At 71.9% G+C, this 13,518-nt stretch carries 12 protein-coding genes; 4 read left to right on the top strand and 8 right to left on the bottom strand.

Annotation, left to right across the window (positions count from 1 at the left end; genetic code table 11):
• Positions 1-6 precede the first annotated feature (6 nt).
• The 8 genes from SNE206_RS07740 to SNE206_RS07705 all read right to left on the bottom strand — a co-directional run bounded on the left by SNE206_RS07740 (position 7) and on the right by SNE206_RS07705 (position 10,413).
• Entirely contained in the window at positions 7-1,713 is a 1,707-nt protein-coding gene (locus SNE206_RS07740; RefSeq protein WP_407912615.1) for a ribulokinase, read from the bottom strand.
• 294 nt (positions 1,714-2,007) lie between these two features.
• The gene (gene yjfF, locus SNE206_RS07735; protein ID WP_407912614.1) at positions 2,008-2,982 is read right to left on the bottom strand and encodes a galactofuranose ABC transporter, permease protein YjfF; all 975 of its coding nucleotides are present in this window, start codon (positions 2,980-2,982) and stop codon (positions 2,008-2,010) included.
• On the bottom strand, positions 2,979-4,025 hold the full coding sequence (locus SNE206_RS07730) for an ABC transporter permease (protein ID WP_407912613.1): 1,047 nt from the start codon (positions 4,023-4,025) through the stop codon (positions 2,979-2,981). Before SNE206_RS07730 ends, yjfF begins: the two co-directional genes overlap by 4 nt.
• On the bottom strand, positions 4,022-5,545 hold the full coding sequence (locus SNE206_RS07725; RefSeq protein ID WP_407912612.1) for a sugar ABC transporter ATP-binding protein: 1,524 nt from the start codon (positions 5,543-5,545) through the stop codon (positions 4,022-4,024). The genes SNE206_RS07730 and SNE206_RS07725 overlap by 4 nt, the downstream gene beginning before the upstream one ends.
• An 83-nt stretch (positions 5,546-5,628) precedes the next feature.
• Positions 5,629-6,624, bottom strand: coding sequence for an ABC transporter substrate-binding protein (locus SNE206_RS07720; RefSeq protein ID WP_407912611.1), 996 nt, complete (start codon positions 6,622-6,624; stop codon positions 5,629-5,631).
• A 608-nt stretch (positions 6,625-7,232) separates the two neighbouring features.
• Positions 7,233-8,246: a LacI family DNA-binding transcriptional regulator gene (locus SNE206_RS07715; protein ID WP_407912610.1), complete on the bottom strand. Its 1,014-nt coding sequence runs from the start codon at positions 8,244-8,246 to the stop codon at positions 7,233-7,235.
• 289 nt (positions 8,247-8,535) lie between these two features.
• Positions 8,536-8,775: a DUF5133 domain-containing protein gene (locus SNE206_RS07710; RefSeq protein ID WP_407912609.1), complete on the bottom strand. Its 240-nt coding sequence runs from the start codon at positions 8,773-8,775 to the stop codon at positions 8,536-8,538.
• Between the two features lie 267 nt (positions 8,776-9,042).
• A complete protein-coding gene (locus SNE206_RS07705; RefSeq protein ID WP_407912608.1) occupies positions 9,043-10,413 on the bottom strand; it encodes a YihY/virulence factor BrkB family protein in 1,371 nt (456 codons plus the stop codon).
• A 237-nt stretch (positions 10,414-10,650) separates the two neighbouring features.
• On the opposite strand from SNE206_RS07705, the gene SNE206_RS07700 reads away from it, so the two are divergent.
• The 4 genes from SNE206_RS07700 (at position 10,651) to SNE206_RS07685 (ending at position 13,505) form a co-directional block, all read left to right on the top strand.
• Positions 10,651-10,734 (top strand): putative leader peptide, encoded by an 84-nt coding sequence (locus SNE206_RS07700; RefSeq protein WP_407912728.1) that lies wholly within the window; start codon positions 10,651-10,653, stop codon positions 10,732-10,734.
• 191 nt (positions 10,735-10,925) lie between these two features.
• Positions 10,926-12,650 (top strand): nitrite/sulfite reductase, encoded by a 1,725-nt coding sequence (locus SNE206_RS07695; protein ID WP_407912607.1) that lies wholly within the window; start codon positions 10,926-10,928, stop codon positions 12,648-12,650.
• On the top strand, positions 12,647-12,823 hold the full coding sequence (locus SNE206_RS07690; protein WP_405013890.1) for a hypothetical protein: 177 nt from the start codon (positions 12,647-12,649) through the stop codon (positions 12,821-12,823). Before SNE206_RS07695 ends, SNE206_RS07690 begins: the two co-directional genes overlap by 4 nt.
• A complete protein-coding gene (locus tag SNE206_RS07685; protein ID WP_407912606.1) occupies positions 12,807-13,505 on the top strand; it encodes a phosphoadenylyl-sulfate reductase in 699 nt (232 codons plus the stop codon). The genes SNE206_RS07690 and SNE206_RS07685 overlap by 17 nt, the downstream gene beginning before the upstream one ends.
• Positions 13,506-13,518 lie beyond the last annotated feature (13 nt).

The following is a 13,518-nucleotide window of genomic DNA, read 5'->3' as shown; positions in this document are numbered from 1 at the left end:
CACGGGTCAGACCTCGCTGTTCGGGGTGGCGTCTGCGGTGAGGGCGGTGTTGCGGATGGCGCGCAGGCGGTGCAGCTGCTTGTCGGGGCCGGTGCCGAAGTGGTCGTGCAGGAGGCGGTACTCGGCGAACAGCGCGTCGTAGGCGTCCGCGCGGGCCTCGTCGGGCAGGTAGGCGTGGCGCTGCACGCGGCCCATCGCGGCGGAGGCCGCCCGCACGTCCGGGTGGGCGCCGGCGGCGACGGCCGCGTGGATCGCGGAGCCCAGCGCCGGACCCTGCTCGGAGACCGCCAGGGAGACCGGGCGGCGCAGCACGTCGGCGTAGATCTGCATGAGGAGGGCGTTCTTCTTGAGGCCGCCGGTGACGACGAATTCGGTGACGGGGACGCCGCCGTCCTCGAAGGCTTCGACGATGGTGCGGGTGCCGTAGGCGGTGGCTTCCAGGAGGGCGCGGTAGATCTCTTCGGGGCGGGTGGTGAGGGTGATGCCGATGATGACGCCGCTCAGGTGGTGGTCCACCAGGGTGGAGCGGTTGCCGTTCATCCAGTCGAGGGCGATCAGGCCGTGGCCGCCGACGGGCTGGGAGGCCGCCTTGCGGGTGAGGAGCTGGTGGAGGTCCTCGCCGGTGGTGTCGGCCTCCAGCTGGTAGTGGGCGGGGACGCCCTGGCGCAGCCACCAGGCGAAGATGTCGCCGACCGCGCTCTGGCCGGCTTCGTAGCCGTAGGAGCCGGCGATGATGCCGCCGTCGACGACGCCGCAGATGCCGGGGACGTCGGCGAGGGTGGCGCCGTTGACGACGTGGCAGGTGGAGGTGCCCATGATGGCCAGGAGCTGGCCGGGTTCGACCGCGCGGGCGGCGGGGGCGGCGACGTGGGCGTCGACGTTGCCGGCGGCGACCGCGATGCCCTGGGGCAGGCCGGTCCAGGCGGCGGCCTCGGCGGTCAGGGAGCCGGCCCGGGCGCCGAGCGGCAGCAGCGGGTGTTCCAGGCGGGTGCGGGCGAAGTCCGCGAAGCCGGGGTTCAGCGCGGCGAGGTAGTCCTCGCCCGGGTAGTGGCCGTCCTGGTGGATGCCCTTGTAGCCGGCGGTGCAGGTGTTGCGGGTCTCGGTGCCGGTCAGCTGCCAGACGATCCAGTCGGCGGCCTCGATCCAGCGCTCGCACGCCGTGTACACCTGCGGGTCCTCCTCCAGCACCTGGAGGGCCTTGGCGTACTGCCACTCCGCGGAGATCTTGCCGCCGTAGCGGTGGATCCACTTCTCTCCGCGGGCGTGGGCGAGGGCGTTGATGCGGTCGGCCTGGCCCTGCGCGGCGTGGTGCTTCCACAGCTTGGGCCAGGCGTGCGGGTGTGCGGCCCACTCGGGGGTCTCGGAGAGCGGGGTGCCGTCGGCCAGGGCGGGCAGCACGGTGCAGGCGGTGAAGTCGGTGGCGATGCCGACCACCGAGGCGGGGTCGACGCCGGAGGCGGCCAGCGCGGCGGGGACGGCGGTGCGCAGGACGTCGCGCCAGTCCCCGGGGTGCTGCAGCGCCCAGTCCGGCGGCAGCAGGCGGCCGGTGCCGGGCAGCTGCTCCTCGATGACGGCGTGCGGGTACTCGTGGACGGCGGTGGCGATCTCCTCGCCGTCGCTGACGCGGACGACGACGGCACGGCCGGAGAGCGTGCCGAAGTCGACGCCGACGACGTACGTCTCCGTGCCCGGGGCGGGGGGAGTGTCGGTCACTGTCTCATCCTTCGTACGGGGTGGGGAGTTCTGGTACCGGCCGCCGGCTGGTCCGCTTCGTCGCGGGCCGGCGGCCGGCCTGAGTTCCGCGGCCTCGACCCTCACGAGGTGCGGAACGGTGGCCGCCGGCCGGGCGGACCGAAGCGGGGTGGTCGCCCGGCCGGCGGAGTGGGTGGTCGCGGCGGCCCGGGTGGTGACCTGAGCGGCGTGGCTGCTGCGATTGTTAACGTTCACAATTGGACTGTCAAGGGTGCCCGCCCGAGGTCGGCGCCCCGGGCGGGCGGATGGGAGCCGTCAGGCCTTGCGGCGCACGGTGATCAGGCGCTGGAGCACGATGAAGACGAAGAGCAGCGCACCGATCGCGATCCGGGTCCACCAGGAGCTGAGCGTGCCCTGGAAGCTGATGATCGTCTGGATCAGGCCGAGCACCAGCACGCCGAGCACGGTGCCGAGCAGGAAGCCCGAGCCGCCCGTGAGCAGGGTGCCGCCGATCACCACCGCGGCGATCGCGTCGAGCTCCAGGCCCACCGCGTGCAGCCCGTAGCCGGAGAGCATGTAGAAGGTGAGCAGCACGCCGCCGAGCGCCGAGCAGAAGCCGCTCACCGCGTACACCGTGATCTTGGTGCGGGCCACCGGCAGGCCCATCAGCAGCGCCGACTGCTCGCTGCCGCCAAGCGCGTAGACGTTGCGGCCCAGCCGCGTGTGGTGCAGCACCACGAAGGCGGCCGCGACCACCACGACGGCGATCACCACGCTCGGCGAGACGAACATGTCGCCCGGCAGCGGGATGCGCGTCTGCGCCATCGCCGTGTACGACTCGTCGGTGATGGAGATCGACTCGACGCTGATCGTGTAGCAGAGACCGCGGGCCAGGAACATGCCCGCCAGGGTCACGATGAACGGCTGGATCTCGAAGGTGTGGATCACCCAGCCCATCACCCACCCCGCCCCGGTGCCCATCGCCAGCACCAGCGGGATCACCAGCAGCGCCGGCCAGTGGTGCTGCTCGACCAGCCAGGCCGAGACCATCGTGGACAGGGCGACCACCGCACCGACCGACAGGTCGATGCCGCCGGTCAGCACCACGAAGGTCATGCCCACCGCGACGACCAGCAGGAAGGCGTTGTCGATCAGCAGGTTGAGCAGCACCTGGCCGGAGAAGAAGCCCTCGTACTGCACGGACCCGGCACTGAACATCGTGACCAGCAGGACGGCGGTGACCACCAGCGGGATGTGCTCGCGGAGCTTGGTGGCGACGGTGGCGTTCATGCGCCGACCTCCAGGTTTGCGGGGGCGGCCGGCTTCTCCGGTGCGCTGCGGTGGTGCGCCCCGCGGCGCCGGGCCAGCTTCGTGCGGAACTGCGGCGACTGGATCAGGCAGACGGTGATCACCACGACCGCCTTGAAGACCAGCGTGGTCTCCGGCGGGATGCCGATGGTGTAGATGGTCGTGGACAGGGTCTGGATGACCAGCGCACCCAGCACGGTGCCGCCGAGCGAGAACCGGCCGCCGTTGAGCGAGGTGCCGCCGATGACGACCGCGAGGATGGCGTCCAGCTCGATCCACAGGCCGGCGTTGTTGCCGTCCGCGGCCGACACGTTGGAGCTGATCATCAGGCCGGCGACGCCCGCGCAGAGCGCGCTGAAGACGTACGCCAGGGCGATCAGCCGCTGCGCCCGGATCCCGACCAGACGGCTGGCCACCGGGTTGCCGCCGACCGACTCCAGCAGCAGGCCCAGCGCCGTGGACCGCGTGAGCAGGGCCGTCAGCAGCACCATCAGCGCGGCCAGCAGGATGGAGAACGGCGCGGTCAGCCAGTAGCCGCCGCCGATCAGCTTGTACGGCTCGCTGGTGATCGTGATGATCTGGCCGTCGGTGATCAGCTGGGCGACGCCGCGGCCGGCCACCATGAGGATCAGGGTGGCGATGATCGGCTGCACCCCCACCCGGGAGACCAGCAGGCCGTTGGCCAGCCCCAGCACCAGGGCCACGGCCAGCGCGATCGCGACCGCGCCGAGCACCGTGCCGAGGCTCGCCGGATCGGCGGCCTCGCTGATGTGCAGGCAGGCCAGCGCGCCCGCGATGGCCACGGTGGAGCCCACCGAGAGGTCGATGCCGCCGGTGGCGATCACCAGGGTCATGCCGAGCGCCACGAGGATCAGCGGGGCGCCGAAGTGCAGGATGTCGATCAGGCTGCCGTAGAGGTGGCCGTCCTTGATCCGGATCGCGAAGAAGTCGTGCGTGAAGGCCACGTTGGCCAGCAGCAGGGCCGCGAGTACGGCCGCGGGCCAGAAGAGGCGGTGCTTGGTCATCGCTGGGCTCCGCTCGCGATCGTCGTCATGATGCGCTCCGGGGTCAGCTCGCCGTCGTTGTGGAGCTGGGCGACCATGCGGTGGTCGCGCAGGATGCCGACCTTGTGGCTGAGCCGCAGCACCTCCTCCAGCTCGGCGGAGATGAAGAGGACGGCCATGCCCTCGCCCGAGAGCTTCGCGACGAGCTTCTGGATCTCGGCCTTGGCACCGATGTCGATGCCGCGGGTGGGCTCGTCGAGGATGAGGAGCTTCGGGTCGGTGATCAGCCAGCGGGCCAGCAGCACCTTCTGCTGGTTGCCGCCGGAGAGGTTGCGCACCAGCGCCTCGGGGTTGTTCGGACGGATGTCCAGCGCGCGGATCCAGCGGATGGCGAGCTCGTCCTGGGCGGTGCGGGTGAGCGGACGCGTCCAGCCGCGGGCGGCCTGCAGGGCGAGCACGATGTTCTCGCGGACGGTGAGCTCACCGACCAGGCCCTCGGTCTTGCGGTTCTCCGAACAGAAGGCGATGCCGTGGCCGATGGCAGCCCGCGGGCTGCGCAGCGCGGTCTCCTCGCCGTTGATGCGCACGGTGCCGCCGTCCGCCTGGTCGGCACCGAAGAGCAGCCGGGCCGCCTCGGTCCGTCCGGATCCCAGCAGCCCTGCGAGACCGACGACTTCACCCGGCCTGATGGTCAGGTCGTAGGGCTCGACGGCGCCGCTGCGGGCCAGCTTGTCGGCCCGCAGGAACGGCGCGCCGCCCTTGAGCGCGGCAGGCTGCTTGCGGGCGCTGTCGGAGAGGTTCTCCAGCGTGGCGAGTTCGGAGCCGATCATCCGGGAGACGAGCTGCATCTGGCTCAACTCCTGCGTGCGGTACTCGCCTTCGAGGCGGCCGTTGCGCAGGATGGTCATCCGGTCGCAGATCTCGTAGATCTGGTCGAGGAAGTGCGAGACGAAGAGGATCGCCACCCCGCGGTCGCGCAACCGCCGCATGACGGCGAAGAGTTGCGCAACCTCGTCACGGTCGAGGCTGGAGGTCGGCTCGTCCAGGATGAGCACCTTGGCGGACACGTCCACCGCACGGGCGATCGCGACGAGCTGCTGGATCGCGATGGAGTGGCTCGCCAGCGGCGTCGTGACGTCGATGTCGAGGTCGAGTGCGGCCACCGACTCGGCCGCACGGCGCCGGAGTTCGGCCCAGTGGATCAGGCCGCGGCGGCGCGGTTCGCGGCCGATGAGGATGTTCTCCGCCACCGACAGGTTGGGGCAGAGGTTGACCTCCTGGTAGACCGTGGAGATCCCCGCCTGCTGCGCCTGCAGGGGCCCGGAGATCCGGACCGGGCTGCCGGCCAGCAGCACGCGGCCGCCGTCCGACTGGTACACGCCGGTGAGGACCTTGATCAGGGTGGACTTGCCGGCGCCGTTCTCACCCATCAGCGCGTGCACCTCGCCGGGGAAGAGTCGGAAGTCGACCCCGTCCAGCGCCAGCACGCCCGGGAACTCCTTGCGGATCCCGTGCACTTCCAGGACCGGTTGCTGTGGCATCGGCCCTCCTCTCGTGGTGTCGGGGGTGCGGGGCCGCCCGCCCGGGTCAGGTACGGGCGGGCGGCCCCTGCCTCCGGGCCGGATCAGTACTGGCGGGTCGGCAGCGCCGCCGTGGCCTGCTCCGGGGTGAAGGTGCCCTCGACGGTCTTGATGCGGCGCTCGACGGTCTCGCCGGCCTTGACCTTCTTCGCGAGCTCCATCAGCTGGTCGCCGAGGAGCGGGTTGCACTCGACGTCGAAGTTGATCTTGCCCTGGGACATCGCGGTGAAGGCGTCCTTGACACCGTCCACGGAGACGATCTTGATGTCCTTGCCGGGCTTCTTGCCGGCCTCCTCGATCGCCTGGATCGCACCGAGCGCCATGTCGTCGTTGTGCGCGTAGAGCACGTCGATCTTCGGCTGGGACTTCAGGAAGGCCTGCATGACCTCCTTGCCCTTGGCACGGGTGAAGTCACCGGTCTGCGAGGCGACGACCTTGAACTTCGGGTCGCCCTTGATGGCGTCCGCGAAGCCCGACTTGCGGTCGTTGGCCGGGGCGGAGCCGGTGGTGCCCTCCAGCTGGACGATGTTGACCTCGCCGGTGGCGGCGGCGTAGTCCTTGACCAGCCAGTCGCCGGCCTTCTTGCCCTCCTCGACGAAGTCCGAGCCCAGGAAGGTCACGTAGAGCGACTCGTCCTTGGAGTCGACCGCGCGGTCGGTGAGGATCACCGGGATCTTCGCGGCCTTCGCCTCCTTCAGGACGGTGTCCCAGCCCGACTCGACCACCGGCGAGAAGGCGATCACGTCGACCTTCTGCTGGATGAACGAGCGGATCGCCTTGATCTGGTTCTCCTGCTTCTGCTGCGCGTCGGAGAACTTCAGCGTGACGCCGGCCTTCTTGGCGGCCTCCTGGACGGACTTGGTGTTGGCCGTACGCCAACCGCTCTCCGCACCGACCTGGGAGAAGCCCATGGTGATCTTGCCGTCGGAGCCCTTGCCGTCGGAGCTCGTGCCGCCGGAAGAACCGGCACCCGAGGAGCAGGCGGACAGGGCGGCGATCATCGCGCCGGCAACCACGGCTGCGGCAACTCTCTTGTTCATGGGGGACTTCCTCTCGATGGAGCGCCTCCGGCCGCGCCGCCGAGGGGCAGCCGCGGCGCACGGCCGGAGGACGGGTGGGGCAGCGGGCGACCGCGGGATGCGGTGGCGCCGCCGGGGGTGGAGAAGGCGGCCCGGGGAACCGGGACGGGGTGGGGTGTTGCAGGTGGGGCGGGGTGCTGGAGGTGGAGCGGGGTGCTGCAGGTGGGGCCGGTCGTGCAGGTGGAACCGGGCCGTGCCGTGCGGGGCCTCACGCGCCCGCTGCGGTCACGTGGTGCGCTTGCCGGGTGAACGAGCTTGCTGCAGAAGCGACTTGTCTGATTTCCCGGATGACGCAGGTTCCGGGGCGAGGCGGTGCGGGATCACGCCGCCGGAGCGCGGGATCGCGCATCCGGTGAACGGGATGTGGCCGAGCTGTTTCGCTCGATGGAGATTGTTAACGCTCACAATTGGCCGGGGCAAGAGCCCTGCGCGGCGTTACCCAATCTTGACCGCGGCCCCGTCCGCGCCACGGCACGACGACGAGGCCGCCCGCCGGAACGGCGGACGGCCTCGTCGGGACCATCGGGGCAGGTCAGGGCGGTGCAGGCGCAGCCGCCGGATGTCCGGGCTCAGTCCACCCGCGGGGCAGGCCCGGTGGAACGCCGCAGCACCATCTCCGGGGAGACCAGCACGTGGCTGCGCACGTGCGCCACCCCCACCAGTTCCTCCACCAGCAACTCCAGCGCCCGGCGTCCGAGTTCTCCGAAGTCCTGCCGCACGGTGGTCAGCGGCGGCGTGAAGTACGCCGACTCGGGGATGTCGTCGAAGCCGATCACGCTGATCTCGCCCGGCACCGGCCGCCCCGCCTCGTACAGCGCCCGCAACAGCCCGAGGGCCATGTGGTCGTTGGCGCAGAAGACGGCGGTGACCTCCGGGTCCGCGGCGATCCGCAGGCCCGCCTCGTAGCCGGAGCGGGCGCTCCAGTCGCCGCTGTAGACCTGCGGCACCGGGGCGGCGGCGGTCTCCAGGGTGCGCCGCCAGCCGTCCTGGCGGTCCTGGCTCTCCAGCCAGCCCGCCGGGCCGGCGATGTGGTGCACGGTGGTGTGCCCGAGGTCGAGGAGGTGGCGGGTGGCGGCGGCGGCGCCGCTGAGGTTGTCGACGGCCACCATCGGCACCCGTGAGCGGGTGCCGGAGCCGACCGCCACGACCGGTACGGAGCTGGAGACCCGGGCGACCGCGCCCACCGCGGAGATCTGCGGGGCGATCACCGCCACACCCTCCACGCCCTGGTCGCGCAGCCGGTCGACGGCCTCCTGCACCGAGCGGGTGTCGAGCGAGCGCAGGCTCGCCACGCTCACGAAGTAGCCCGCGCTGCGGGCCGCCTGTTCGAGGCCGTCCAGCATGGAGGCCGGGCCGTACAGCGTGGAGGCGAAGCTCACCACGCCGAGGGTCTGCGAGCGGCGCGTGACCAGCGCCCGTGCGGCGGAGTTGGGACGGTAGTCCAGTTCCCGGATGGCGGCCAGCACCTTGTCGCGCGTGCCGGGCCGGACGTGCGGGGCGCCGTTGAGGACGCGTGACACGGTCTGGTGGGACACTCCGGCGAGCTTCGCCACATCGGCCATCACAGGCTGTCGGGGATCCATCCCGGCAGTCTCAGTTCCCACTCGCAGCCCCCTCTTCGGTGCCGAGCCAGTTGCGCGGTGCAACTGTCTCACGAGCTTTGAGGGGAGTGTAATTGTTCACGCTCACATATCAATCGCCGTGTTCGGCTCCGGAGCGTGACCGGGTGGCGGCCCCGCGGGGCCCTGCGGCGACCGCACGGCGTCCCGGGTCAGGCCGGGACGGGCGCGGGGGCCGGAGCGGGGGCGGTGCGGACTCACCGCCCGGGGAGGCGGATCCGGGCGGGCCCGGGAAGGGCCGGAAGCGGCCGGTTCAGGCGGCGGCCACCGGCGCGGCCCCCGCCATGGCGACGGCCTCCCGCTGCCGTCCGGCGAGCAGCGCACGCGCCCGGACGAGGGCGGGCTGCGGCTCGTGGACCCCGGTGCAGATGCAGAGCGTGTACTCGGCGTCCGCGCGGCGGCGCTCCTGGGCGGCGTCCGGTGCGGGCAGCGCGGCGAGCGTCTCCAGCTCGTCGACGAGCTCACCCAGCACGGCGTAGTTGATCAGCGGCACGCGCACTCCTCAGGTCGTGGGACGGGGCCGGACGGCTCCGCATCCTGCCGCCGCGCGTACCCGGGCGCCGCCACGGCAAGCCCACCACCCCCGGATGGACGCATCCTCTCCACAACTCCCCCGCACACCGCGCGACCCTCCGGCCCGCCGCGCACCACCCGTTCCCGGCCCCTGCCGCAGCCCGCGGCACCGGCCTCCGGGTCGGTCCGGGCGGTCCGGGCCCGCCGCCGGGCCGACCGTCGAGTGGCCCGCCGGGCGGTCAGCCGGTCAGCGGCTGTCCCAGGGGGTCCGCGGCGGCTGGAGCGGCGGCACCGGGGGCGCCGGGGGCGGCGGCGGGTAGAGCGGCGCCTGCGGCTGGAGGGGCTGCTGCGGCGGGTGGGGGTGGTGGTGCGGGGAGCGCCGCGGCGGGGTGAGCGGGCGGTCCGTGTCGGGCGGCGGCGGGGCGTTGCGGCGGCGGCCCCTGCGCCCGGTGAGGCGGCGCAGCAGGCTGTCGTGCGGCAGCACGTCGGCCCAGCGCTCGGGGTACTCGGACGGGGCGTGGTCCTCGTCGTCGGCGGTGTCGTCGTCGTCGGCGCCGTCGGCGAGGCCGAGTTCCCGGACGAGGCGGGCGCGCTGGACGGCGCGGCGGGCGGCGGCCTCGCGGACGACGGTGGCGGCGGCGGCCTCGCTGGCGCGCTCGTTCTCGGCGCGGGCGTCGGCGGTCTCGACGCTGGGCCAGCGGCGGTCGATGGCGGCGTTCATGGCGGCGCCGATGAGCACGGCGAGGGCGACCACGAAGATCCAGAGCAGCACGGCGACGGGTGCGGCGAGGGAGCCGTACACGGAGGGGCCCTCGACGGAGCTGATGAGGTAGACGCGGAGGAGGACGCTGCAGACCACGAGGACGAGGAGGGCGACGAGTGCGCCGGGGATGTCCTCGCGCCACGGTGTGCTGGCGGGCACGGCGACGTGGTAGAGGGTGGTGAGGAAGATCACCAGCAGCAGGATCGCGGCGGGCCAGTAGAGGGCGTTGACGAGGCCGGCGGAGTCCGGGAGGGCGCCGATGACGAGTCCGGGGCCGGCGACGAGCAGCGGCAGCACGAGGGAGCCGATGAGGAGTGCGCCGAGGTAGAGCCCGAGCGACATGAGGCGGGTCTTGACGATGCCGCGTTTGCCGTCGAGGCCGTACATGACGGTGATGGTGTCGATGAAGATGTAGAGCGCCCGGGAGCCGGACCACAGCGACAGCAGGAAACCGATGGAGATGAGGTCGGGCCGGCCGCTGTCGAAGACGCTGGTCAGCAGGGGTTGGACGATCTGTTCGACCGACTCCGGTGAGAGCACCGTCCCGGATGCCGAGACGACATCGTTCTTGAGGCGGTCGATGGTGCCGGCGCCGAGGATGTCGTCGAGGTAGCCGAGGGTGCCGGCGAGGCAGAGCAGCAGCGGCGGGATGGACAGCAGGGTGAAGAACGCCGCTTCGGCGGCGAGGCCGGTCACCCGGTACTCGACACAGGTGTTGGCGGTGTCCTTGAGCAGGGCCCACAGGGTTCGGCGCCATCCGTCGCGGCGGGCACGGCGGCGGCGGCCCCTGCGACGCGAGGGGCGTTCGGCGGCCGGGCCGGAGGTCTCCCGCGGAGTACTGCCTGCTGCTTGCACGCCCCTACCGTACTGGCCCCCGCTCCCCTCCTCCGCGCACGCGCGCGCGATAGGAGCGGGGTGGGCCCTCCGGGGGGTGCGGGAGGGGCTTCGGGAGGCCCGGAGGGGCGTGGTCCGGTACCCTCGGCAGCGCTGTGACGACGGGCTATTCGGTCCTTATCTCACCATGCGACACATACGCGTCCAGAATGCGGACGTTAGTGGACCGAGGGTCGTTCGCCGTGCGAATCTCTTGCCATGCCAAGCGCCGGAGCCACCCTCGTAGGTCGACTGCACGTCGATCTCCTCCGCGTGTCCAGCGCCATCTGTCCGGTGAACTGAGCCCTACCCGCCGCCGGCACGGCACCGGCGCCACACCTCGCCATCCCCGCCGAAGCGGATGTGCGGGCGCCCTCCGGCCGAGGGTCACTGCCCCCGTGAGGCCTGCAGCACCAGCGCAGGCCGGAGCAGTTCCGTGCCCGGGTACTGCCGACATCCCTCATCAGAGCCAGCTGCCAGAAGGACGAGACACCATGGCCCCTAGCCCCGAACCGGTCGAGCCCACGGTCTCCGGCGCCCCCGTGCGCCGGCCCGCCGCCGCCCGCAAGGTGACCCGCCACCGCGGTGAGGGCCAGTGGGGCATGGGCCACTTCACGCCGCTGAACGCGAACGAGCAGTTCAAGAAGGACGACGACGGTCTCAACGTGCGGACACGCATCGAGACGATCTACGCCCACCGCGGCTTCGACTCCATCGACCCGGCCGACCTCCGCGGCCGCATGCGCTGGTGGGGTCTCTACACCCAGCGCAAGGAGGGCATCGACGGCGGCAAGACCGCCATCCTCGACCCCAACGAGCTGGACGCCGAGTTCTTCATGCTCCGCGTGCGCATCGACGGCGGCCGCCTGACCGTGGCGCAGGTGAAGGCCATCGCCGAGGTCTCCGAGCTGTACGGCCGCGGCACCGCCGACCTGACCGACCGGCAGAACGTCCAGTACCACTGGATCCGGATCGAGGACGTCCCCGCGATCTGGCAGAAGCTGGAGGCCGTCGGCCTGTCCACCACCGAGGCCTGCGGCGACACCCCGCGCGTCATCCTCGGCTCCCCGGTGGCCGGCGTCGCCGAGGACGAGATCATCGACGGCACCTCCGCCATCGACGAGATCCAGCGCCGCTTCATCGGCAACCCGGAGTTCTCCAACCTGCCGCGCAAGTTCAAGTCGGCGGTCTCCGGTTCGCCGCTGCTCGACGTGGCGCACGAGATCAACGACATCTCGTTCGTCGGCGTCGTCCACCCCGAGCACGGCCCCGGCTTCGACCTCTGGGTCGGCGGCGGCCTCTCGACCAACCCGAAGCTCGGCGTGCGCCTCGGCGCCTGGGTTCCGCTGGACCAGGTCGCCGACGTCTACGGCGGCGTCATCGGCATCTTCCGCGACTACGGCTACCGCCGCCTGCGCAACCGCGCGCGGTTGAAGTTCCTGGTCGCCGACTGGGGCGTGGAGAAGTTCCGCCAGGTGCTGGAGGACGAGTACCTCAAGACCAAGCTGACCGACGGCCCGGCCCCCGCCGAGCCGGTCGCCCGCTGGCGCGACCACGTCGGCGTGCACCGCCAGAAGGACGGCCGCTTCTACGTCGGCTTCGCGCCGCGCGTCGGCCGGGTCCACGGCAAGCTGCTCGGCCAGATCGCCGACCTCGCCGCCGAGCACGGCTCCGACCGCCTGCGCACCACCGCCGAGCAGAAGATGATCATCCTGGACGTCGCGGAGGACCGCGTCGAGTCGCTCGTCGCCGGGCTGGAGGCGCTCGACCTGCAGGTCAAGCCGTCGACCTTCCGCCGCGGCACGATGGCCTGCACCGGCATCGAGTACTGCAAGCTCGCCATCGTCGAGACCAAGGAGCGCGGCCGCAGCCTGATCGACGAGCTGGAGCAGCGCCTCCCGGAGTTCGACGAGCCGCTCACCATCAACATCAACGGCTGCCCCAACGCCTGCGCCCGCATCCAGGTCGCGGACATCGGTCTCAAGGGCCAGCTGGTCACGGACGACAACGGCGAGCAGGTCGAGGGCTACCAGGTGCACCTGGGCGGTGCGCTCGGCCTGGAGGCCGGCTTCGGCCGCAAGGTCCGCGGCCTGAAGGTCACCAGCGCCGGCCTGCCCGACTACGTCGAGCGCGTGCTGACCCGCTACCAGGAGGACCGCAAGGACGGCGAGCGGTTCGCCCAGTGGACGGCCCGCGCCAGCGAGGAGCAGCTGTCGTGAGCGAGCGCGCGGCGCCGTTCTTCTGCCCGTACTGCGGCGACGAGGACCTGCGTCCCTCGGAGGCCGGGCACGGATGCTGGGAATGCGCGGCGTGCCGCCGGGCCTTCCAGCTGAAGTTCCTGGGGCTGCTGTCGACGAAGAACGGGGGTGCCGCGCATGAGCACGGCAACTGACTACGAGGCGATCGCCACCGCGGCCGCCCGCGACCTGGAGGACGCGCCGGCGCAGGAGATCCTGCGCTGGGCCGCCGACACCTTCGGCAAGCGGTTCTGCGTCACCTCCTCCATGGAGGACGCGGTGGTCGCCCACCTCGCCTCCAGCGTCTTCCCCGGCGTCGACGTGGTGTTCCTCGACACCGGCTACCACTTCGCGGAGACCATCGGCACCCGTGACGCGGTGGCGGCCGTCATGCCGGTCAACGTCATCACGCTGACGCCCCGGCAGACCGTCGCCGAGCAGGACGCCGAGTACGGTCCCGCCCTGCACGACCGCGACCCGGACCTCTGCTGCTCGCTGCGCAAGGTCGAGCCGCTCAACCGCGGCCTCGGCGCGTACGACGCCTGGGCCACCGGGCTGCGCCGCGACGAGTCGCCGTCCCGCGCGAACACCCCGGTGGTGGCGTGGGACGCGAAGCGCCGCAAGGTGAAGCTCGCCCCGATCGCCCGCTGGACGCAGGACGACGTCGACGCCTACGTGCAGGCGAACGGCGTGCTGCTCAACCCGCTGCTGTGGGAGGGCTACACCTCCATCGGCTGCTCGCCGCTCTCCTGCACCGCCAAGCCCGGCGAGGGCGAGGAGGGCCGGGCCGGCCGCTGGGCCGGCTCGGGCAAGACCGAGTGCGGCATCCACCTCTGACCATCCGTCCGTC

Source organism: Kitasatospora sp. NE20-6, assembly GCF_045862635.1.
This window is presented reverse-complemented; position numbering and strand designations above follow the sequence as displayed.